Below are 21,636 nucleotides of genomic sequence, written 5' to 3' on the forward strand. Positions count from 1 at the left end.
TTTCCATCGGAGGAGTGGGCGCATCTCCGTTCGCCTTTCCGGTGCTGGCTTGTCTTGCCTGATGAGGGATCGAAATATGTTCGAAACAGGCTCAGCCTAGGGAAAGCGCTTTCCGAAATTCAAGGTTATGCGTTTGCAGGTTTGTTGCAGGTTCTGGTCTTGCGCTCGGCGGTCCAGGCCAGGGCACTCAGCAGTTCGAGGCGGATCAGGCCCGCACCGCCGAGCTTGATGAGCCACCAGTACGGGGCGAAGCGCCGGCGCGCCTCCGAACTCGTGGGCTGCACCCGCGTCTCGACGACGACCTCGGTGCCGCTCCCCCGAGCCGTCAGGCGCACCGACATCGCCGCCTTGGCCCAGCCCGGCTCGGTGAAGCCCGTGAACGCCGCCGGGTTCGGAATCGGCGCCACCGCCGGCTTGAGGCGCCAGAACTTCGCGACCGCGCCGCGTACCTGCTCGACGCCGTCCACCGTGGCCAACGTCGGCGGGCCGGAGCGCAGCCGCTTCGCGCCCAGGGTGCGTACGCCCATCAGCAGCCCGGTCACCGGCAGCCGCCACCGCGGGATCTCGTCCAGGCTCGCCCAGACCGTCGGCGGGTCGGCGGCGATGGTCCGGCTGTAACGGGAGCGGAACGCGTACTCCGGCAGCAGCTCGTCCAGCAAGGTTACGGAACCGCTAGTTTCGGAACTCATAGTTCCGTATGATGGCACGGTGACGGACGAAGCACAACGGGGCGGCCGCCCCCGCGACGCCCGGGTGGACGCCGCGATCCTGGCCGCCACCCGCAGCCTGCTCGCCGACGTCGGCTACGGCGCCCTGACCATGGATCTCGTCGCCGCCCACGCCAACGTCGGCAAAGCCGCCATCTACCGCCGATACGCGGGCAAGCAGGACCTCGTGTTCGCCGCGGCCGTCCACGGCCGGACCCTCGACCCGCCGCCCGACTCCGGCGATCTGCGGACCGACCTGCGCTGGCTCGTCGGCGGAGTGGCCCGCAGCCTCAGCAGCCCGGAGACGCGGGCCGCCGTCCCGGCGCTGATCGCCGACATCACCGCCGACGACGACATCGCCGACCGCTTCCTGCGTACCTTCGTCGCCGAGGAACGGGCCTACGTCGAGACGATCCTCGACCGCGCCGCCCGCCGGGGCGACCTGCGTACGCCGGCCGACGCCGAAGTGGTGCACTCGCTCGTGCTCGGCTCGATCTTCGCCCGGATCTACCTGCTGCGACGACCGGCCGACAAGGCGTACCAGCACGAGGTGACCGACCTGCTCACCGCGATGCTCCAGCCGAGATGACCCGCATATTCGTGATCTGCCGCTAAGCCGACCGGCGATCTTGAGAAAATGAGCACGTGGAGGCATCGCCCCGGCATCAGGCAGCCGCGATCTACGGCACGATCATCAGCGGCTCGGTGATGGCCGCCGCCCCGCAGGACTCCGTGCTGACCGTCGTCGTGCTCGTGCTCGTCACGGTGTTCGTCTACTGGCTCGCCGAGCGGTACGCCGACCTGCTGGGCGCGTACGCCCACGGCCACCATCTGACCCGGGCCGACGTCCGTCACTCGCTCAGCGAAGGCCTGCCGTTGATCCGGGCCTCCTACGCCCCGCTGATCGTGCTCATCGTGGCGGCGCTGCTGGGCGCGGACACCCCGGCGGCGTTGACCATCGCGATGGGCTTCACGGTCGCGTGGTTGTTCCTCATGGGTTTCATCGCGGGACGGCGGCGTGGGGTGACCGGGTGGCCGCTCGTCATCGTCACCGGGGCGGCGGGCCTGTTCGGCGTCGTCCTGATGGTCCTCAAGCTGTCCCTGCACTGACGACATGCGCTGACGACATGCGCTGACGGCATGCACCGACGACCGCGCGGCGGCGGCCGATAGCATCACCGGTCGACACCCCCTCTCGCGATGTGAGGCCCCTCGTGATCTCGGCACGTCTGCGGTACTGGTTCGACAACCTGATGTCCCGGGGCACCCCCGCCTTGACCGGCCTGCTGGGCCTGGCGACGGTGGGATTGGTGGTCGTGCTGGCCGGCATCGTGCTGGTCCTCACTCCGTCCGCTGTGGATGGTCCGGGCGACGCGCTGTGGAAGAACTTCCTGCACGCCCTGGACGCGGGGACGATCGGCGGCGACGACGAGAGCAAGCCGCTCTACGTCGCGCTGATGTTCGTCGCGACGGTCGGCGGCATCTTCATCCTCTCGGCGCTGGTCGGCGTCCTGACGACCGGCCTGTCCGACCGGCTCGCCGAGCTGCGAAAGGGCCGTTCGCAGGTCATCGAGCGCGGCCACACGGTGGTCCTCGGCTGGTCCGACCAGTTGCCGACGATCATCCGCGAGCTGTCGCTGTCGGAGTCGGGACGGACCACCGTCGCGATCCTTGCCGACCGGGACAAGGTCGCGATGGAGGACGAGCTGCGGGACAAGGTCGGCGACGCGGGCGACGTGCGTTTCGTGTGCCGGACCGGCAATCCGGCCGATCCCGCAGATCTGCGTATCGTGCGCCCGGAGGAGGCGCGCGTCGTGATGATGCCGTCGCCGGCCGGTGACAGCCCCGACATCCAAGTGGTCAAGTCACTGCTCGCGCTGCGCCAGCTCGACTGGCCCAAGGGCCGGCCCCCGGCGGTCGCGGTCATCCGCGACACCGGCAACATGCCTGCCGCGACGCTCGCCGGCGGCGCCGAGGTCACCATCATCGACGCCGAGGACATCACGGCGCGCCTGCTCGTGCAGTCGCGGCGGCACCCCGGCCTGTCCGCCGTCTGCACCGACCTGCTCGGCTTCGAGGGCGTCGAGCTGCACATGCTCGCCGAACCGGCCCTGTCCGGGCAGCCCTACGCCGCGATTCTCCAGCGGTACGCGACCAGCACCGTCGTGGGCGTACGCCACAACGACGGCCGGGTCGAGGTGAACCCGGACGCCGGGACGGTCCTCCAGGACGGGGACGAGCTGATCCAGCTGGCCGAGAACCGGTCGGCGATCCGCCTGGCGGCCGAGCCCTACCTGCCGAACGCCGAGACGATCAGCGTCAACGGCAAGAGCACCCCGGTCGCCGACGACACCCTCGTGCTGGGCTGGAACGACCGGGGGCCGACCATCGTCCGGCTGCTCGACCGCTACCTCACCGAAGGCTCGACGCTGCACGTCGCAGCCACCCGGCTCGACGTCGACACCACTGTGGACGGCGTACGCCACCTGTCGGTGAGCACGTCCCGCTGCGATCCGACGAACCGCCGGGCGCTGGAGGCGCTGAACCCCGCGAGTTACGAGCACGTCGTGGTGCTGGCCGACGACGAGCTGGACGCGGCCCAGTCCGACGCCCGGAGCCTGGTGACCCTGCTGCATCTGCGGGACATCAAGGAACGCGGCGAGGCGTCGTACGCGATCGTCGGCGAGCTGAACGACGACGCGAACCGACGGCTGGCGCAGGTGACCCGGGCCGACGACTTCGTCGTGAGCCAGAAGATGATCAGCCTGCTGCTGACCCAGCTGGCCCGCAACGGCCACCTGAGCGCGGTCTTCGCCGAGCTGTTCGAGCCGGGCGGCTCCGACATCTACCTCAAGCCGGTCGACGAGTACGTCCGGCCCGGCGTGGAGACGACGTTCGCCACCGTCATCGAAGCGGCGATCCGCCGGGGCGAGACCGCCTTCGGCTACCGCCGCCACGACCTGACCGATCAGGCTCCGGCCTTCGGCGTACGCCTGAATCCCGACAAGGGCGAGGCGATCACGTTCGCCGAGGCCGATCGGATCGTGGTGCTGGCGCGCAGGTGAGCGTAGCGTCGGCGTATGCGATGGGTCTGGCTGATTCTGGGCATCCTGCTGGTGCTGTCCGGCGCTACCTGGACGTTGCAGGGTGTGGGCGTGCTCGGCGGCAGCAGCATGACCGGCGAGTCGATGTGGGCCGTGATCGGCCCGATCGTGGCCGTCGTCGGCCTGGTGCTGATCTGGCTCGGCCTGCGTAAGCCGACCTCGCCCAGCTGAGCCCCTAACAGGGGCCTAACAGCGGCGGTTCGGGTCGTGTTAGCGGCCGCTCCGTAGAACTGCTCGCATGACTCAGAACATCGTCGTCGACGGGCTGCGGAAGCGGTTCGGCTCGAAGCAAGCGCTGGACGGCATGACCTTCGCCGTCGACGCCGGTCGGGTGACCGGGTTCATCGGGCCGAACGGCGCGGGGAAGTCCACCACGATGCGGGTCGTGTTGGGACTCGACCGGCCCGACGGCGGGGCCGCGCTGGTGAGCGGCCGCCCGTATCGCACGCTGCCCCGGCCGCTGACCCAGCTCGGCTCGCTGCTCGACGCCTCGGCGGTGCAGCCCAGCCGCACCGCCCGCAATCACCTGCTGTGGCTCGCGCACTCCCAGGGCCTGGGCGTACGCCGGGTGGAAGAGGTGATCGAGCTGACCGGGCTCGGGAGTGCGGCCCGGCGGCGTGCGGGCGGGTTCTCCCTCGGGATGCGCCAGCGGCTCGGCATCGCCGCCGCGCTGCTGGGCGATCCGCGTACGTTGATGCTCGACGAGCCGTTCAACGGCATGGATCCCGAGGGCATCATCTGGATGCGCGGCTTCCTGCGGGAACTGGCCGGGCAGGGCCGGGCCGTCCTCGTCTCCAGCCACCTGATGAGCGAACTCCAGGACACCGCCGATCACGTCGTGGTCGTCGGACGTGGACGGGTGCTCGCCGACACCACCGTCGCCGAGTTACGCGCGACGATCTCGGACGGTCGGGTCAGCGTACGCACCGACGACGAAGCCGCGGCGGCGGTGCTGACCGCGGCGGGAGGTTCCGTCGCCGTCGCCGAACCGGGCGTGCTCACCGTGGTCGGGCTGCTTGCGCCGCACGTCGTCGCCGCGCTGACCGCCCGTCAGGTGGAGTTCTCGGAGGTGACCGCGCATCGAGCCACCTTGGAGGAGGCGTACCTCGAACTCACGCGGGACGCCGTCGAGTATCGCGCGGGCGAGGTGGCCCGATGAGGACCCTGCGCGCCGAATGGACGAAGTTCCGCACCGTACGCGGCTGGGTGCTGGCGATGATCGTGGCGTCGGCTGCGATCGTCGGCCTGGGCGTCCTGCCGGGCATGCAGGGCACCTGCCGAGCGGACTGCGGTCTGCCGGTCGGGCCGGGCGGCGAGGAGGTCACCGACGCCTTCACCTTCCTGCATCAGTCGCTGATCGGCGACGGAACCATCACCGCCCGGCTGACCTCGATGACGGGAGTTCTGCCGGTCGACCCCGACCCCAGCGCCGAACAGTCCGGCGGAACCGGGCCGAGCGCGGCGAACGGAGCAGCCGACGGCCGGCCCGGTCTGGTCCCGTGGGCGAAGGCGGGCCTCCTCCTGAAGGACGGCACCCGGCCGGGTTCGGCGTACGCGGCCGTCATGCTGACCGGTGCGCACGGCGTACGCCTGCAGTACGACTACACGCACGACGTGGCCGGACCGGCGACGACACCGACGCCGCAGTGGTTGCGGCTGACGCGTACCGGGGACGTCGTCCGGGCCGAGGTCTCCGCCGACGGGACGAGCTGGCAGACCGTCGGCACCGCCGAACTCGGCGGGCTTCCGGCCACGGTGGAGGTCGGCCTGTTCGCCACGTCTCCGCAGTACTCCGCCGCGACCAGCGGCGCGTTCGGGATGTCGGGCGCTTCCGGCGGTCCCACCCAGGCGACCGGCGTCTTCGAGAACGTCTCCCTCAGCGGCACGGCGAGCGGAGCTTGGCGCGGCGAGAAGGTCGGCGGGGCTGACGACAGCGCGAGCGGGACGTCGGACGACAACGGGCGCTTCACCGTCAGCGGCTCCGGCGACATCGCACCCGCCGTCTCCGGCGCCGCCGGGCTGGGCGTCACCATCACGCAGACCCTCGTGGGCACCTTCGCCGGGCTCATCGTCGTGGTCGTGGTCGGCACCATGTTCATCACCGCCGAATACCGGCGCGGCCTCGTGCGTACCACGATGGCGGCGAATCCACGGCGTGGCCGCACGCTGGCCGCGAAGGCCGTGGTGCTCGGCGCGGTCACCTTCGCCACGAGCCTGCCGGGGGTGGCGGCGGTGGTCATGATCGGGCGGAAAGTCTTGCGCGCCAACGGTGTTTACGTGCACGCGGTCTCCACCGCGACCGAGATCCAGGTGATCGTCGGGACGGCGGCGGTGCTGGCGGTGTCGGCCGTGCTCGCGCTGGCGCTGGGGACGATCGTGCGGCGCAGCGCGGCCGCCGTGACCACGGCGATCGTCGCGATCGTGCTGCCCTACCTGCTGACGATGACCGTGCTGCCCGCCGGGGCGGGACAGTGGCTGCTGCGGCTGACGCCGGCCGCCGCGTTCGCCGTGCAGCAGAGCACCCCCCAGTACGCCCAAGTGGACAACATCTACACACCGGTGAACGGGTACTTCCCCCTGGTGCCGTGGGCCGGGTTCGCCGTGTTGTGCGGCTGGACCGCGCTCGCGTTGGCCGCCGCGACCCTGCTCGTGCGCCGGAGGGACGTATGACCGCCGCCCTGCACGCGGAGTGGACGAAGCTGCGGACGTCACCAGGGACGGCCTGGCTGCTCCTGACCGTCGTCGCGCTGACCGTCGGAGTCGGCGCGGCAGCCGCCGCCACCATCACCTGCACCGCCACCGGGTGCCCCGAGGACCCGGCGAAGATCAGTCTCACCGGCGTCCAGCTCGGGCAGGCGGTCGTCGTCATCCTCGCCGTCCTGGCGATCAGCGGCGAACACGCTACCGGGATGCTGCGGGTGAGCCTGTCCGCCGTCCCGAACCGGTTACGGCTGCTGACGGCCAAGGCGATCGTGGTGACGGGCGCGATCGGCGCGGCCGGCCTCCTCGCCGTGGCGGGCTCGTTCGCCGTCGGCCGCGTGCTGCTGCCCGGCAGCGGCTTCACCGAGGCGCACGGTTTCGCGCGCCTTTCCCTGTCCGACGGCGCAGTCCTCCGGGCGACCGCCGGCTCGGTGCTCTACCTCGTGCTCATCGCCCTGGTGGCCCTAGGTCTGTCCACAGTGGTACGCGAATCCGCCGCGTCGATCGGCCTGATGCTCGGACTGCTCTACCTGGTTCCACTGGTCAGCCAGGCGATCACCGATCCGGACTGGAAACGTCACCTGCAGCAGATCGCGCCCACCGCCGGATTGTCCGTCCAAGCCACGACGAAGCTGTCGACGTTGCCGCTGACTCCTTGGCAAGGGCTGGGCGTAGTGGCGGCGTGGGCGGCCGGGGCGCTGCTGCTCGCCGCGCTCGTGCTGCATCGGCGCGACGCCTGACTCATGATCAGGGTCATTTCCATGCTGCCATGGCAACCCGGAAATGACCCTGATCAAGCACTCAGGACAGCGTGATCGCCGCGTCGTCGATGACGAACGACGTCTGCAGCGAGGAGTCCTCGGTGCCGGTGAACTTCAGGGTCGCGGTCGTTCCGGCGTACGCCGAGATGTCGATCGTGCGCTGGGCGTAGCCGCTCGCCTTGTTGAGGTTGGAGTAGGTCGCCACGCTGGCGCCGTTGACGGTGACCGTGAGCTTGTCGTACTGCGTCGACGTGGTCGTCTCGGCCGTGTCGATGTGCAGCCAGTAGGTCAGCGTCGCGTGGCAGCCGGCCGGAATCGAGACGGCCTGCTGCAACGTGTCGGTGTGGGTGCTGCCGTAACCGTCCAGCCACGCCTTCCACGAACCGGAGTGCGCCGCCTGGCTGGAGCTGTTGTCGACGACGCCCGACGACGAGCTCCACGGCGAGGCCGTGCCCGTCTCGAACCCGGCGTTGCCGAGGAGCTGGCCCGAGCAGGACCCGCCCGGCGAACCGACCGCGATGCTGAACGTCGCCGAACCGCTGGCGTTGGTCGTGTCCTTGGCGCTGACGGTCACCGACGACGTCTGCACGGTCGTGGGCGTGCCACTGATGAGACCGGTGGAGCTGTTGATGGTCAGGCCCGCCGGCAGTCCGGTCGCGCTGTAGGTCAGCGTCTGGCTGCTGTCGGAGTCGGTGGCCTGGATCTGCAGGCTGAACGGCGTGCCGGTGGTCGCGGTCTTGCTGCCGGGGTTCGTGACGGTGACCGTGTTGCCCGTGGGCGGGGTGCCGCCGGGCAGCAAACAGCCGGCCTTGTTCAGGTCGATGGCGTTGGCGGCGGTGAGGCAAGTGGTGAACCAGTAGGTCTGCTGCCCGTAGCTCTGCCCCTGGTACGCGTGCGTGGTGCCGTCGGGGTCGACCTCGCACGGGTTGTCCAAAGTGCACATCTCACCGTTGTCGTTGCCGGTGTTGTTGATGCCGACGATCTGGTTGCTGTTGAGATCGACGATCGGCGACCCGGAGGTGCCGTGCGTGGTGTCGCAGTTCGGGTCGTACCGGATCGAGTCGTGGAAGGTCCACGCGTCTTCCCGGAGCGTGCCGACGAAGCCGTTGATCGAGCAGTTCCAGATCTGCTTCCAGTAGCTGGACGGGATGAACATGCTGCTGCCGGCGACCGGGTGCGACGCCGAGATGGTCAGCGCGGTGACCCCGTAGCTCGTCTTGATCGACGCGAACGTCGTGTTCAGCCGGTAGAGCGTGACGTCGGTGTTGGTCATCGTCGCGTACAGCACGAGGTCGGCCCGCACGGTGCCGAGGCTGCTGCCGGTCGAACTCAGCAGGGTGCCGGAGCGGGTGCTGCTCCGATTGGTCAGCACGACGCCGGCCCCAGGCATCCCGCCCTCGTAGCAGTGGCCGTTGGTGAGCATCATCGCCCGGTCGGTGTCCACCGAGGTGGGATAGCGGACGAGCGAGGCCGAGCAGTTGCTGAGCGCGATGGTCGCGGTGAGACTGGCCGCCTGCAGGGTGTCCGCGGCAGCGGGGGTCGGGCCGGCCAGCGTGGCGGCGCCGAGGACGGTCGCGCCAAGGGTGATGGCGAGTCGTCTTAGCATGGGGTCTCCATCCGGATGAGGGAATGCATCGCCGAGAGTCTATGGACTCCGCTTCACCCAGTGAAGGCCGTGAATCAAAATTGGCCGAGTGCCGCCTCGGCGCACGCTCCCCGCAGGTCGGGCGCTGCGCGTACGCGGGTCAGCGCGGCATCGCCTGAGCGTGAGCCGATGCCAGTTCCCGCAACCGATCCGCGTCACCGAGCCGGCCGACACCGTCCGGCACGTCACCCGTCCGGAAGATCTGGCTCATCCCGTGATGATGCCCCGCGGGGCTGCGTGATGCCGGGGCCGGCTGGTAGAACTGACCTTCATGTCCGACTCCCTTGATCAGGACGCTGACGAATCGGCTCCGAACCCCGTGGCGTCCAGCGCTCGTCGCCGCTGGGTGCTGCCCGTGTCCGTGGTGTCGGCGTTTCTGGTCGGCGCCGCCGCGGCGACCGCGGTCATCGTGCTCACCGGGCGCCTTGAGCCCGCTCATCGATTCACCGTCATGGCAATCTTGGAGGAGAACGTGACGGCCGAGCAGAAGGCGGCCGTGCAGTCCGCGCTGTCCGCACTCGACGGAGTCGAGGAAGTCGTCTTCGAAAGCAGCGAGGATGCGCAGCGGAAGATGCAGGACGGGCTGCGGGGCGACCCCGCGCTCGCCCAGCAGGTCAGCACGATCACGATGCCCGCGTCGTACCAGGCCGACTTCCACGAGCGAGTGTTCGACTGTGGACGGTTGACGCCGGTCGCGCACCTGCTGGGGATCCGGGAGGTCACCGTGCATCAGCGACCGACGGCGGACCGCCCCGGCGCGAGGATCGCCTGCGGGAACCTGCTCTAGCGGGGGTCCACGATGGAACGGACCTCGCCGACCAGGGCGGCGGCGTCGGCCACCGTCTGCTCCAGCGGGTCGAGCGCCGCGAAGATCGCCTGCGCTCGCGTGGCGAACTCCGGCGGCGCGGAGGGCAGCCGCCCGGTCGCGGCGATCATGCCCTTCTCGTTGATCAGCCACGCTCCGTCGTGCGCGTGCAACGCGTGGCACAGCACGCCGATCATCCGGAACAGACAGCCTGCGGCGTAGGCGGGATCGGCGCCGGCCACGGCGTACTTCGCCGAGCCCACCAGGAAGTCGGCTTCCCACAGGCCGTGGGCCAAGCTGTCCGCCAACTTCCGGGGATACGCCGAAAGCAGCGCTTTGAGGCCGGTGAGTTCGCCGGTGGGGTCGGCCAGGATCTGGCCGAGGGCCACCTCGCCGGCGTACGCGTGGGAGTAGAACCCCAAGGGATGGCCAGGTTGGACGCCGATTTCGTAGCGGCCTGCCTGCACCTCGTCGACGACGCCCCGGACACGGTCGAGATCCCGGTAGATCCAGTCGACGCGCCACCCGTCGACGGTGAGCCAGCCGCCGCCGTTCACCCAGGGACCCCACCCGCCGGGTTCGGTCACCTCGGTGGGCGTACCCGTCAATTCCCGGGCCAGAGCGCGCAACCGATCGACGGAGAGCGAGCCGCGGTAGTAGAGCCCGAGGTCGATGTCGGAGTCCGGGCGGTGGGTGCCGCGGGCCCGGCTGCCGCCGAGCGCCACGGCGACCACGCCGGGGATCTCGGCCAGGCGGGCGGCGATGGGCCGGAGGTCTTCCATGATCGTCAACGGTAGCCGTAGAACCCGAGGAACATGTCGACACCGGAGTCGATGAGCCGCTCGGTGGTGTCCTCGTCGAGCGTCGTCCCGTACGCGCTGTGCACGAGGTGCGGGTAGAGCACGAGCGAGTAGAGCTGCAGGATCGCGAGGTCGACGTCGGGCATGTCCAGGCGCCCCGCCTCGGCCAGGCGGCGGAACGCGGCGGCGAGTGCGGGCCGGGCGCGATCCGGGCCGTGTTCGCGCCAGGCGACGCCGAGCTGCGGGAAGCGACGGACCTCGCTGACGACGAGATGGCGCAGCGCGACCATGTCCGGCCGCGTCATGCTCGTGACCCAGGCGCGGGCGGTCCACTTCAACGCGCTGCGCAGATCGTCGGAGGCTGACAGCCGTTCGGCGGTCCCGGCGATGGCCTCGGCGAGGGCCTCTTCGAGCGCGTCGCCGACGACGGCGATGAACAGCGTCTCCTTGTTGCCGTAATGGTTGTAGACGGTGACCTTGGAGACGCCGGCCTCGGCCGCGATGGCGTCCATCCCGGCGTCGAAGCCGTCACGCACAAAGGAGGTCCGGGCCGCCTTGACGATCGCTTCCCGCTTACGCGCGGCGCGGTCGCCGGTCAGTTCCCGCGGGGTGTCGTTGGCCACGCGGGCAGCGTAACACGACCTGAACTGTACCGTTGAGTTCATCTGAACTGTGCGGTACAGTTTGCCGCATGGCTGATTACATCGCTGCCGGTTACCTCGCCGCGGGCTTCGGGCCGGTGCGTACCGCGTTCTTCGAAGTCGTCGCGGCCGAACCAGGGCTCGGCGCCCAGCTCGTCGCGTACCACCACGGCCGGATGGTCGTCGACCTGGCCGCCGGGATGGACCACGACGACCTGACCGGGCTCTACTCCTCCGCCAAGGGTGCCGCTCATCTCGTGACGGCGCTGCTCGTCCAGGACGGCGTACTGGAGCTGGACCGCCCGGTTCAGCGGTACTGGCCCGAGTTCGCCCTCGACTCGGTGACCGTCCGGCAGCTGCTCAGTCACCAGTCCGGCCTGATCGGCGTGGACGGCGGATTCACCAGCGAGGATCTCGCCGACGACCAGGTCATCGCCGCTCGGCTGGCGAACCAGAAGCCGTTCTGGACGCCCGGCGAGGGATACGGCTACCACGCGTTCGTGATCGGGGCACTGACCGGCGAAGTGGTCCGGCGCGCCACTGGACGGTCCCTGCGCGACATCTACGACGAACGCGTACGCCGCCCCTATGGACTGGACTTCTACCTCGGTCTGCCGGAGAGCGAAGAGACCCGCTACCGCCCGGTGCAGCCGGCGCAGGACCGGTCCGCCGGAGCCGGCGTCGATCCGCACAGTCTGCTGGGCATCGCGTTCAATCTGCACGCCGACGCCCCGACCGACCTCGTCGACTTCGCCAACACCCGACGCGTACGCGCTCTCGGGTCGGCGTCCTCTGGTGGCGTCGGGAACGCGCGCGGCCTGGCGAAGATGTACGCCGCCGCGGTGAGCGGGATCGACGGGCGGCCGCCGTTGCTGACCGAGGCGACTCTCGCCGAGTTCACCACGCTCCACACGCCGGGGACCGATCTGGTGACCGGCGAACCGGATCACTTCCTGCTCGGCTTCGAGGCGACCGGCGTCCGCTACCCGGTGCTCGGCCGGCGGGCGTTCGGTCACAGCGGAGCGATCGGGGCCGAGTCCTTCGCCGACCCGGACTCCGGCCTCGCGTACAGCTATACGCGTCGGCGGTTCACCCCGACCGGCGGTCCCGCCCCGGAGAACGATCTGCTCATCGCGGCCGTCGCGCGGACGATTCGCGTACTCGGGTGAGGGAGGGTCAGACCGCGCGGAGGCCGCGGCGGCGGTCGCCGTCGTCGGTGAGGGCGGCGGCGAGGTCGTCCCGAGCACGGGCGACCCGGGACCGGATCGTCCCGACCGGGCAGCCGAGCACGTCGGCGGCCTGCTCGTACGAAAGGCCGAGGATCTGGGTCGCGACGAAGGCCTCACGGCGGTCGCCGTCGAGCCCGGCGACGAGGTGCCGGAGCAGCACCTGCTCGTCGAAGCGCGGGCCGGTGCCGGCCAGCGTCAGGTCGGCGGCCAGGGTCCAGTCCTCGACGGCGGCCGCACGGGGCCGGCGGGACTGGGCACGCAGGTGGTCGAAGACGGTGTGCCGGGCGATGGCCAGCAGCCAGGTACGCGCGGGTGACCGCGCCTCGAACGACGGCAACGCCTTCATCGCCCGGATGAAGGTCTCCTGGGCGAGGTCCTCGGCCTCCCCGGGATTCCCCAGATATCCGACGAACCGGATGACGTCCCGCTGCGTACGCGCGACGAACTGGGCGACGGCCTGCTGGTCACCGGCCTTGGCGGCGAGCGCCAACTCGGTCAGGTACGCGTCGTCGTCAAGCACGCCCGCCAGGGTAGCCGGTGAACCTGGGCACACCGGGAACCAACCGGGTGACCGTGGCGACAATGTATGCCATGGGACTGGCACCGGCCTGCGAAATCACCCGCGACTATCTGTCGGCCTCGATGGATGGCGCAGTCGCCTCGACGGAGGGCGCGCCATCGGCCGAGGCGGATCGGCACCTGGCCGGGTGCGACTCGTGTTCGGCCTGGTGGCAGCGGGTCCAGCAGCTCGACCGGCTGACGCGTACGGCGATCGCGCTGCCGACCCCGGGGCTCGGCGAGGAGGCACTGGCGGCCATCGTCGCCGCTGCGCCGAAGCGCTCCCGGTTGCCCAACGTGCTCCGGATCGCGCTGCTGTGCGTGGGGCTGGCGCAGTTCCTCCTCGGCGTCGCCCAGATCAGCAGCCTCGCGGCGGGCGGCTCCCACTCGCACGATCCCGTGGTGGCCGCCGTCTCGTCCGGGCACCTGTGGCACGAATCGGCCGCCTGGAACGTCGCGATCGGGGCCGCGCTGGCCTGGCTCGCCTGGCGGCGTACGCGTCCCGGCGGGCTCCTGCCGGTGATGACAGCCTTCGTCGCCGTGCTGACGCTGCTGACGGTCAACGACGCGATCATCGGCCGGGTCGAGGTCAGCCGCATCCTGTCGCACGGCTTCGTCCTCGTCGGGTTCGCCCTGCTTTTGGTGCTCAACCGGCGTGGATTCGGCGAACCGCCCGGCGACCGCAGGCCGAAGCCGTGGCGGATCGGCGGGCCGTCGGACGGGATCGCCGAGGACGGGCCGTTGGCGACGGTGCACCCGCTGCCGGTGCGGGTGGCGTACCGGCAGCAGGTCACCGTGCAGCAGCGGCGCGCCGCCTGACCCGGCTCAGGCCTGGGCGGCCAGCCATTCGGCGAAGGTGATCTTCCCCGTCCGGTGCGGTTCGTTCCCCGGCACCAGGGTGTCGTCACCGATGACCGAGCCGAAGTAGGGCGCGGAGTCGTCGTCGACGACCTTCCGCGGGTCGCCGAGCGCGGCGAGCCGCTGCCGCACCGCGTCGGCCAGCGGAAGGCGCTCCGGCCCGGCGATCTCCACGATGCCGTTGACCGGCGGCGCCACCGCCACCTCGGCCACGTATGCCGCGACTTCCGCGGCGGCGAGCGGCTGGAGGGTCTTGGAGGTCACCCGGACTTCGTCGCCGACCATCGAGGAGTCCGCGATGCCCTTCAGGAACTCGAAGAACTGGGTGGCCCGGACGATCGTGTACGGCACTCCCGACGCCCGGATCTGCTTCTCCTGAGCCATCTTGGCCTTCAGATAGAACGCGTCGTCACCGGCTCGATCAAGGCCGATGATCGACAGTGCCACATGGTGGCCGACACCCGCGGCCACCTCGGCCTCGGCCAGGTTGCGACCCGACGAGGTGAAGAAGGCCATGACCCCGTCCGGCGTGAACACCGGCGGGTTCGTGACGTCGACGACCACCTGCGCGCCCGCGAGGGCGTCGGCGAGGCCCTCGCCGGTCGTGCTGTCGACGCCCGACGACGGGGACGCCGCGACGGCTTCGTGGCCCTGATCGCGCAGGATCCCCACGACCTGCGATCCGATGAGTCCCGTGCCCCCGATGACGACGATTTTCATGACGAACCTCCACGGTCTAACTCGGATAAATTCTATCCGAGATGCTACCCGGACACATTCGGTCCGAGTCAAGTAGCATGGGCGCGTGAAGTTGAGCGGCGGCGTGGAATGGGCTCTGCACTGCTGTGTGGTGCTCACCACCGCCCAGTCGCCGGTCCCGGTGACCCAGCTCGCCGACCTTCACGACGTCTCCGGCAGTTACCTCGCCAAGCAGCTCCAAGCCCTGTCCCGCGCCGGGATCGTCCAATCCGTCCAGGGTCATGCCGGCGGCTACCGGCTGACCCGGCCCGCTGCCGAGATCACCGTGCTCGACGTGGTCGAGGCGATCGACGGGCCAGGGTCGACCTTCCTGTGCACCGAGATCCGGCAGCGTGGCCCGCTGGCGACGCCGCCCGAGCAGTGCACGAAGCTGTGCCCGGTGCACCGGGCGATGCTGCGAGCCGACCACGCGTGGCGAGCCGCGCTCCGCGCCACGACGATCGCCGACCTCGTCGCCGACGTCGAGCGGGACAGCGGCCCGCAGGCGCTCCCCCGCGTCGGCGACTGGCTGGCCGGACAGCTCCGTCAGGCCTGACGCGTCGGCAGCACCACCAGCTGACGCAGATTGACGTGCCGAGGCCGGCTCACCGCGTACGCGACCAAGTCGGCGATCTCCCCGGCGGACAGCCCGCCCAGCGCCTCGAACATACCGCCGAGCTGCCGGCTCAGGGTGGGATTGTCGATATGGTGGCCCAGTTCGGTGTCGGTCAGGCCGGGCTCGATGTTGGTGACGCGCACGTCGCGCGGGCCGAACTCGGTCCGCAGCCCGGCCGACAGATGCGTCAGCGCCGCCTTCGTCGCCCCGTAGACCGCGTAGTCGGGGAAGGTCACGTGCGCGCCGATCGAGGAGATGTTCACCAGGTCGGCCGTCCGGCCCTCGGCCGCCGCCTCGATCAGGTCGGCCGAGAACGCCCGGATGACCCGCAGCACACCGGTCACGTTGGTGTCGATCATGCGCTGCCATTCGTCCTCCCGACCGGCGGCGATCGGGTTGGGCAGCATCACCCCGGCCGAGTTGACCACCAGGTCCACCCGCCCGTACGCCCGGCGTACGGCTTCGGCGGCCGACGTCACGGCGGCGCTGTCGGTGACGTCGGTGGCGACCGCGACCGCCTGACCTCCGTCGGCGACGATCTTCTCGGCGAGGCCGGCGATCCGGTCGGCCCGGCGGGCCAGCAGCGCCACGCGTACGCCGGACGCGGCCAGCAGCTCGGCGACGGCCGCCCCCATGCCGCTGGCGGCTCCGGTGACGACGGCGGTGCGGTTGTTCAGGCTGTCGAAGTAAGTCATGCCGAAAGCCTGCGACGATTCGCGGACCCTACCCAGGGGCGAGATCAACCTAGGTCTAGCAGTACCAGGATCAGTGCGAGCCGCTGAGGCAGACTGGTCGGCGTGCAAGAGATCGGTGAGTTCCTGCGTACGCGTCGCGCCCGGATCAGCCCGGCCGAAGCCGGGTTGCCCGACTACGGACGGCGACGCGTACCGGGGTTGCGCCGCGAGGAGATCGCGCAGCTGGCCGGCGTGAGCGTCGACTACTACACGCGACTGGAGCAGGGCCGGGGCACCGGCGTCTCGGACGCGGTCCTCGACGCGATCGCCCGGGTGCTGCGCCTGGACGCCACCGAGCGGGATCACCTCCGCAACCTGGTCCGCCCGGCGAAGCCGGCCGCCCCGGTGAGACCGGCCAAGCTACGGCCGGAGCTGCGCCGGATGCTGGACCTCATGGAGTCGGTCCCCGCCTTCGTGCTCGGCCGGCGAATGGACCTCGTCGCATGGAACGCGCTGGCCGACGCGGTCGCCGGATTCAGCGCCATGACCGGGCCGCGCAATGTGGCGTACCAGACCTTCTTGGAGCCGAGAGCACGCGACTTCTACCGCGACTGGGCCGCGGTGGCCGAGGAGACCGTGGCCTACCTGCGCCGGGACGCGGGCCGTCACCCCGGCGACCCGCAGCTGGCCGCGCTGGTCGGCAAGCTGTCGCTGCGCGAGCCGGTGTTCCGCGAGCTGTGGGCGGCGCACACGGTGAAGGAGAAGACGCACGGGCGCAAGCTGCTGCGGCATGCCGTCGTCGGCGACCTCGACCTCGCCTACGAGACGTTCGCGCTGCCCGGCGACCCCGACCACCTGATGGTCACCTACATCGCCGAGGCGGGCTCGCCGACCGACGAACGCCTCCGGCTGCTGGCCAGCTGGGCGGCCACCCCCGCCGAACCACCGGTCAGGTAGGCGCTGCTCCCTGGGCGCTGGATCAGGGATCCCAGTCGAATCTTGCCCCAAGATTCGACCCGGATCCCTGATCCAGCGCTTGATGATGTGCCGGGTTGGCATGCGACGCGCCGCCGGACCGGCTACCGTTGCGCCCCATGAGTTCCTCCGCCCGACGCCGCCTGACCGTCGTGCTCACCGTCGCGGCCCTCGCGGTCCCCTGGAGCACCCCGTCGGCGGCGCTGGCGGAACCGACCTCCACTCCTACCGCGACGGCCAGCGCCGGCGCACCGATCCCCTGTCCGAAGGCGATCGCGCCGAAGACCTCCCGGCCGAAGCGGCCGACTCCCCCGGCGGACAACCCTGCACAGAAGGCCCTCGGCGGCGAGCAGCTCGCCTCACCCGGTCTGGTCGTCTCGTCCGGCGTCGCCGGCCCGCCCGCGAACACCGCGATCTCCTGGCTGGTCGCCGATCTCGACACCGGCGAGATCCTGGGCGCGTGCGGCGCTCACGAGTACGGCACGCCCGCCAGCGTGCAGAAGCTGCTGCTGACCGCCACCTACCTGGACAAACTCGACCCGAAGCAGGTCGCCACCGTCACCCACGCCGACCTGGCGCAGGTGCCCTCCGACAGTTCCCTCGTCGGCCTGGTCGAGGGCGGCAAGTACAGCGTCGAGACCCTGTGGCTCGGTCTGCTGCTCCAGTCGGGCAACGACGCCGCAACCGTGCTGGCCCGGCTCGGCGGCGGGACCGTGGCGGCGGGCGTACAGGGGATGAACGCCGAGGCGGACAAGCTCGGGGCTTTCCAGACGCACGCGGTGACCCCGTCGGGCTATGACGGCGCCGGGCAGTTCACCAGCGCGTACGACCTGGCGTTGATCGCCCGGGTCTGCTTCGACAACGAGACCTTCCGCAAGTACGCGCTGACGCAGCGTACGCAGATCCCCGCGCAGCCGCCGAAGCACAAGGGCTTCCAGATCCAGAACGAGAACCAGCTGATCTACAAGTACCCCGGCGCTCTCGGCGGCAAGACGGGGTTCACCAGTCTGGCCCGGCACACCTACGTCGGTGCGGCCGAACGCAACGGCCGTCGCCTCGTCGTGACGCTCATGGGCGCCGAACCCAAGCCGCAGCGCGGTTGGCAGCAGGGCGCCGCCCTGCTCGACTGGGGTTTCAGTCTCCCGTCGGGCACCTCGGTCGGGCACCTCGTGACGCCGGAGGAGGCGCATCCGGCCCCGTCCCCGAGCGGTTCGGCCGGCGCCCCGATGATCGCCGAGGCGGCGACCAGCAGCATGTGGGCGCCGATCCCGATCGCCGCCGGGGTGGCCGTCGCCACGGGGCTGTCCGTCCTCGTGGGACTCTTCCGGATACGCCGTCGGCGTCGCGCCTGAGCGACAGCCCGTCTGGAGAATGCGACTGGAGGTTGCGCCTAGAGGTTGCGTCTGCTGGAGGCTGCGGCTAGAGGTTGCGGAAGATCGCCGGGTTCACCTGGAACGGCGTACGCCGCACCGGATGCGCCTGCTCGGCGGCGTACGCGATCTGCAGCAGACGCGCGTCGTTCCACGGGCGCGCCACGAGCATCAGTCCCTTGGGCCGGCGGTTGTTCTCGGCGTACGCGGCCGGAATCACGATGCTCGGCCAGCCGGCCCGAGCCGCCCAGGAGCAGCCGGACGCCCCGGTGAAGGCGAGGAACTCGTTCCCGCCGAGCGCGGCGAGCAGGCTTTCGGTGGCGAAGGCGAGGTCACGCGCCCGGGTCTGCTCGTACGCCGGCCGCTGCGCGACGTGGTCGATCGCGAGCGCGGTGTCGACGTGGACCTGCCGGAACTTGAGGGCGACCTCCGCATGCTCCAGGTTGAAGGCCTGGATGTCGGCCAGCGTACGCATCGGCGAGTCCTGGCCGAGCCCGGCGAGATAGCGGTCGACCGCCGGGGCGAACTCGTAGTGGAGAACGGCGAGTTCGTCTTCGTGCCCGCTCTCCGGCATCTCCACGTCCACAAGGGACGCTCCGGCCTGGCGTAGTGCGGCGAGCGCGGCGTGCGGGAAGTCGGCGTCGTCGGACTGGACGACGGCGATCCGTGCGCCGCGCAGGTGGCGTACGTCGAAGACGAGGTTCTGCAACGCCTCGGCGACCCCGCCGGACGCGGCGGTCACCGGGTCGGCGACGTCCGGACCGGCGATCGCGGCGAGCAGCACGGCCGCGTCCGCCACCGTACGCGTCATCGGCCCGGCGGTGTCCTGGCTGGGCGCGATCGGCAGGATCCCCGTCCGGCTCACCAGGCCCAATGTCGGCTTCATCCCGACCAGACTCTGATAGTCGGCCGGGCTGGTGATCGAGCCGTCGGTCTCGGTGCCCACGGTCAGGGGTGCGTACCCGAGGGCGGCGGCGACGCCGGAGCCGCTGCTGCTGCCGCTCGGCGTGATCGCCGTGTCGTACGCGTTGAGCACCTGCCCGCCGAGGGAGGAGTAGCCCGACGGCATGTCCTCGGTGAGGAAGTTCGCCAGTTCGGACAGGTTCGTCTTGCCCAGCACGACGGCGCCGGCCGCCCGGAGTTTGGCGACGATCGGGGCGTCCAACATCGGCATGCTGTGCTCCAAGGCGAGCGCGCCGCCGGTGGTCGGCAGTCCGGCGACGTCGATGTTGTCCTTGACCAGCATGGGGATGCCCTCGATCGGGCTACGCGCGCCCTCCTCCCGGCGTACGCGGTCGCTCTCCTCCGCCTGCTCCAGCGCGTCCGGGGCGAGGCAGCGGATCGCGCCGAACACGGCGTCGTACCGGCTGATCCGGTCGAGGTGGGCCGAGACGAGGTCACGGCTCGTGATCTCGCCGGAGTCGAGGAGGGTACGCAGGCCGGCGACGGTGGCGGTGGCGAGGTCGGGGAGGCTCACCGCCGGAAGGTATCAACCGCCGGTGCGGCTGTCGATCATGCCGGAGGTGCGGTGGTTTCGGCCTCCCTGGCGGAAAGCGAGGAGCCCGGCCCACGCATGCAGTGGGCCGGGCTCGTCGAAGGGTCAGATCGTACCTAGGTCCCGGGTCTGCCGGCGGCGCGCCTTCAGGGCGATCCGCTTGGCATGCCGGGGCTCGCCGGCCGGAGGGTTGATGCTACGGGCCTTCGCCCTCGGTTCGTCCTGCAGGAACAGTTCGGTGAGGGCACGCGGGTAGGTCACAAGACTCCTTCTCTGCCCGCCAGGCGTTCCGGCGGACAGAGCAGACCTTACGACCGGCCCGTGAGCTGCACACTCGGCAAATGACCCGATACCCCTCCACCGGGTTCTCTGCTAACTTTTTAGATGTCGCGGAAGGTCTCGATGCTCGCCCCCAGCTCGGTGAGGCGCTCGGCCAGCTGCTCGTAGCCGCGGTTGATCACATACACGTGCCGGAGCACCGACGTGCCCTTCGCCGCCAGCATCGCGAGCAGGACGACAACCGCCGGGCGTAGCGCGGGCGGGCAGACGACTTCGGCGCCGGACCAGTGGGTGGGACCGGTGATGTGCAGCCGGTGCGGGTCCATCAGGGTCACCCGGGCGCCGAGCTTGGTCAGCTCGGTCAGGTGCAGCGCCCGGTTCTCGTAGACCCAGTCGTGGACCAGCGTCGACCCTTCGGCCACCGCCGCGATCAGCGCGAAGAACGGCAGGTTGTCGATGTTCAGGCCGGGGAACGGCATCGGGTGGATCTTGTCGATCGGCGCGCGGAGCCGGGACGGGCGCACGGTCACGTCGACCAGGCGCGTACGCCCGTTGGCGGCGGCGTATTCGTCCGTCTGGTCGTAGTCGAGCCCCATCTCCGTCAGCAGGGCCAGTTCGATCTCCATGAACTCGATCGGGACGCGGCGTACGGTGATCTCGGAGTCGGTGACGACGGCGGCGGTGATGAGGCTCATCGCCTCGATCGGGTCCTCCGAGGGCGCGTAGTCCACATCGGAGTCGATGATCGCCTTGCCGTGGACGGTCAGCGTCGTCGTGCCGATGCCGTCGATGCGTACGCCGAGGTCGGTGAGGAAGAAGCACAGATCCTGCACCATGTAGTTCGGGCTGGCGTTGCGGATGACCGTCACCGCGTCCCGGCGGGCCGCCGCCATCAGGGCGTTCTCCGTCACGGTGTCGCCGCGTTCGGTCAGCACCACCGGCCGGGCCGGGTGCACGCTCGGGTCGACGTCGGCGTGGTAGAGACCGCCGGTCGCCTTCACCTCCAGGCCGAACGGGCGCAACGCGATCAGGTGCGGCTCGACGGTTCGCGTGCCCAGGTCGCAGCCTCCGGCGTACGGCAGGGAGAACGTGGCGTGGTCGTGCATGAGCGGCGCGAGGAACATGATGATGCTGCGCGTGCGCCGCGCCGCCACGACGTCGAGCGAGTCGAGGTCGAACCGTGCGGGCGGGGTGATTTCGAGGTCGTTGTCGGCGTTGAGCCAGCGGTGCTTGACGCCGATGCTGCCGAGGACCTCGAGGATGCGGTTGACCTCCTCGATCCGCGCGACCTTGCGCAAGGTCGTACGCCCACGGTTGAGCAGGGACGCGCACAGCAACGCGACGCCGGCGTTCTTGCTGGTCTTGACGTTGATGCTGCCGGAGAGCCGGCGGCCGCCCTCGATGCGCAGGTGCATCGGGCCGGAGTGGCCGAGCGAGACGATCTCGGAGTCGAGCACCTCGGAGATGCGGCTGAGGGTGTCGAGGCTGAGGTTCTGGTTGCCCTGTTCGATCCGGTTGATCGCGCTCTGGCTGGTGCCGAGGGCTTCGGCCAGGCGGGCTTGGGACCAGCCGCGGTGGCGGCGGGCGTCGCGGATGAGGGTGCCGATGCGGCGTAGCGTGTCACCGGAGCGCGTCAGGCTTTCAGGCATGGCGAGGACTATCTCATATATGAGATCGCGCG

At 70.3% G+C, this 21,636-nt stretch carries 22 protein-coding genes; 13 read left to right on the forward strand and 9 right to left on the reverse strand.

Going from position 1 to position 21,636, the window contains the following annotated elements; all coding sequences use genetic code 11:
* Window positions 1-125: 125 nt before the first annotated feature.
* Window positions 126-689: a hypothetical protein gene (locus tag AB0H43_RS32630; protein WP_360005728.1), complete on the reverse strand. Its 564-nt coding sequence runs from the start codon at window positions 687-689 to the stop codon at window positions 126-128.
* Window positions 690-708: 19 nt separating this feature from the next.
* On the opposite strand from AB0H43_RS32630, the gene AB0H43_RS32635 reads away from it, so the two are divergent.
* The 7 genes from AB0H43_RS32635 to AB0H43_RS32665 all read left to right on the forward strand — a co-directional run bounded on the left by AB0H43_RS32635 (window position 709) and on the right by AB0H43_RS32665 (window position 7,251).
* The gene (locus tag AB0H43_RS32635) at window positions 709-1,296 is read left to right on the forward strand and encodes a TetR/AcrR family transcriptional regulator (RefSeq protein WP_360005730.1); all 588 of its coding nucleotides are present in this window, start codon (window positions 709-711) and stop codon (window positions 1,294-1,296) included.
* Between the two features lie 56 nt (window positions 1,297-1,352).
* The gene (locus AB0H43_RS32640; protein ID WP_360005732.1) at window positions 1,353-1,817 is read left to right on the forward strand and encodes a hypothetical protein; all 465 of its coding nucleotides are present in this window, start codon (window positions 1,353-1,355) and stop codon (window positions 1,815-1,817) included.
* A 104-nt stretch (window positions 1,818-1,921) separates the two neighbouring features.
* Window positions 1,922-3,772 (forward strand): hypothetical protein, encoded by a 1,851-nt coding sequence (locus AB0H43_RS32645; protein ID WP_360005734.1) that lies wholly within the window; start codon window positions 1,922-1,924, stop codon window positions 3,770-3,772.
* Window positions 3,773-3,787: 15 nt separating this feature from the next.
* Window positions 3,788-3,982, forward strand: a complete 195-nt coding sequence (locus AB0H43_RS32650) for a hypothetical protein (RefSeq protein ID WP_360005736.1) — start codon at window positions 3,788-3,790, stop codon at window positions 3,980-3,982.
* A 67-nt stretch (window positions 3,983-4,049) separates the two neighbouring features.
* A complete protein-coding gene (locus AB0H43_RS32655) occupies window positions 4,050-4,970 on the forward strand; it encodes an ATP-binding cassette domain-containing protein (RefSeq protein WP_360005738.1) in 921 nt (306 codons plus the stop codon).
* Window positions 4,967-6,481, forward strand: coding sequence for an ABC transporter permease subunit (locus AB0H43_RS32660; protein WP_360005740.1), 1,515 nt, complete (start codon window positions 4,967-4,969; stop codon window positions 6,479-6,481). Before AB0H43_RS32655 ends, AB0H43_RS32660 begins: the two co-directional genes overlap by 4 nt.
* On the forward strand, window positions 6,478-7,251 hold the full coding sequence (locus AB0H43_RS32665) for an ABC transporter permease (RefSeq protein WP_360005742.1): 774 nt from the start codon (window positions 6,478-6,480) through the stop codon (window positions 7,249-7,251). Before AB0H43_RS32660 ends, AB0H43_RS32665 begins: the two co-directional genes overlap by 4 nt.
* A 61-nt stretch (window positions 7,252-7,312) precedes the next feature.
* Here the strand turns inward: AB0H43_RS32665 and AB0H43_RS32670 are convergent, their stop codons facing one another.
* Window positions 7,313-8,878, reverse strand: coding sequence for a putative Ig domain-containing protein (locus AB0H43_RS32670; protein WP_360005744.1), 1,566 nt, complete (start codon window positions 8,876-8,878; stop codon window positions 7,313-7,315).
* A gap of 310 nt (window positions 8,879-9,188) precedes the next feature.
* On the opposite strand from AB0H43_RS32670, the gene AB0H43_RS32675 reads away from it, so the two are divergent.
* On the forward strand, window positions 9,189-9,704 hold the full coding sequence (locus tag AB0H43_RS32675) for a permease-like cell division protein FtsX (RefSeq protein WP_360005746.1): 516 nt from the start codon (window positions 9,189-9,191) through the stop codon (window positions 9,702-9,704).
* On the opposite strand, the gene AB0H43_RS32680 is transcribed toward AB0H43_RS32675, so the two are convergent.
* Together AB0H43_RS32680 and AB0H43_RS32685 are read right to left on the reverse strand one after the other, a co-directional pair.
* Window positions 9,701-10,504, reverse strand: a complete 804-nt coding sequence (locus AB0H43_RS32680; RefSeq protein ID WP_360005748.1) for a nucleotidyltransferase domain-containing protein — start codon at window positions 10,502-10,504, stop codon at window positions 9,701-9,703. The genes AB0H43_RS32675 and AB0H43_RS32680 overlap by 4 nt on opposite strands.
* Window positions 10,505-10,509: 5 nt before the next feature.
* Complete coding sequence (locus tag AB0H43_RS32685; RefSeq protein ID WP_360005750.1) at window positions 10,510-11,145, reverse strand: TetR/AcrR family transcriptional regulator; 636 nt, start codon at window positions 11,143-11,145, stop codon at window positions 10,510-10,512.
* A gap of 68 nt (window positions 11,146-11,213) precedes the next feature.
* On the opposite strand from AB0H43_RS32685, the gene AB0H43_RS32690 reads away from it, so the two are divergent.
* Entirely contained in the window at window positions 11,214-12,332 is a 1,119-nt protein-coding gene (locus tag AB0H43_RS32690; protein ID WP_360005752.1) for a serine hydrolase domain-containing protein, read from the forward strand.
* A gap of 7 nt (window positions 12,333-12,339) precedes the next feature.
* Here AB0H43_RS32690 and AB0H43_RS32695 read toward each other — a convergent pair whose 3' ends face one another.
* Window positions 12,340-12,912: a sigma-70 family RNA polymerase sigma factor gene (locus tag AB0H43_RS32695; RefSeq protein WP_360005754.1), complete on the reverse strand. Its 573-nt coding sequence runs from the start codon at window positions 12,910-12,912 to the stop codon at window positions 12,340-12,342.
* 71 nt (window positions 12,913-12,983) lie between these two features.
* Here AB0H43_RS32695 and AB0H43_RS32700 point away from each other — a divergent pair, with 71 nt between their 5' ends.
* Window positions 12,984-13,769 carry a hypothetical protein gene (locus AB0H43_RS32700; protein WP_360005756.1) on the forward strand — a complete coding sequence of 262 codons (786 nt, stop codon included), beginning with the start codon at window positions 12,984-12,986 and terminating at the stop codon, window positions 13,767-13,769.
* A 6-nt stretch (window positions 13,770-13,775) separates the two neighbouring features.
* Here the strand turns inward: AB0H43_RS32700 and AB0H43_RS32705 are convergent, their stop codons facing one another.
* Window positions 13,776-14,528, reverse strand: coding sequence for an SDR family oxidoreductase (locus AB0H43_RS32705; RefSeq protein WP_360005758.1), 753 nt, complete (start codon window positions 14,526-14,528; stop codon window positions 13,776-13,778).
* Between the two features lie 85 nt (window positions 14,529-14,613).
* Between AB0H43_RS32705 and AB0H43_RS32710 the strand changes: the two genes are divergently transcribed.
* A complete protein-coding gene (locus AB0H43_RS32710; RefSeq protein WP_360005760.1) occupies window positions 14,614-15,102 on the forward strand; it encodes an Rrf2 family transcriptional regulator in 489 nt (162 codons plus the stop codon).
* Here the strand turns inward: AB0H43_RS32710 and AB0H43_RS32715 are convergent.
* Window positions 15,093-15,857, reverse strand: a complete 765-nt coding sequence (locus tag AB0H43_RS32715) for an SDR family oxidoreductase (RefSeq protein WP_360005762.1) — start codon at window positions 15,855-15,857, stop codon at window positions 15,093-15,095. The genes AB0H43_RS32710 and AB0H43_RS32715 overlap by 10 nt on opposite strands.
* Before the next feature lie 102 nt (window positions 15,858-15,959).
* On the opposite strand from AB0H43_RS32715, the gene AB0H43_RS32720 reads away from it, so the two are divergent.
* Together AB0H43_RS32720 and AB0H43_RS32725 are read left to right on the forward strand one after the other, a co-directional pair.
* The gene (locus AB0H43_RS32720) at window positions 15,960-16,793 is read left to right on the forward strand and encodes a helix-turn-helix transcriptional regulator (RefSeq protein ID WP_360005764.1); all 834 of its coding nucleotides are present in this window, start codon (window positions 15,960-15,962) and stop codon (window positions 16,791-16,793) included.
* 137 nt (window positions 16,794-16,930) lie between these two features.
* Complete coding sequence (locus AB0H43_RS32725; RefSeq protein WP_360005766.1) at window positions 16,931-18,163, forward strand: D-alanyl-D-alanine carboxypeptidase; 1,233 nt, start codon at window positions 16,931-16,933, stop codon at window positions 18,161-18,163.
* 67 nt (window positions 18,164-18,230) lie between these two features.
* On the opposite strand, the gene AB0H43_RS32730 is transcribed toward AB0H43_RS32725, so the two are convergent.
* Both AB0H43_RS32730 and AB0H43_RS32735 read right to left on the reverse strand, forming a co-directional pair.
* Window positions 18,231-19,658, reverse strand: coding sequence for an amidase family protein (locus tag AB0H43_RS32730; protein ID WP_360005768.1), 1,428 nt, complete (start codon window positions 19,656-19,658; stop codon window positions 18,231-18,233).
* A gap of 398 nt (window positions 19,659-20,056) precedes the next feature.
* Entirely contained in the window at window positions 20,057-21,604 is a 1,548-nt protein-coding gene (locus tag AB0H43_RS32735) for a UDP-N-acetylglucosamine 1-carboxyvinyltransferase (protein WP_360005770.1), read from the reverse strand.
* Window positions 21,605-21,636: the final 32 nt, after the last annotated feature.

The sequence above is a fragment of the Hamadaea sp. NPDC050747 genome (assembly GCF_040654195.1).
In the GTDB taxonomy this organism is placed as follows: Bacteria; Actinomycetota; Actinomycetes; order Mycobacteriales; family Micromonosporaceae; genus Hamadaea.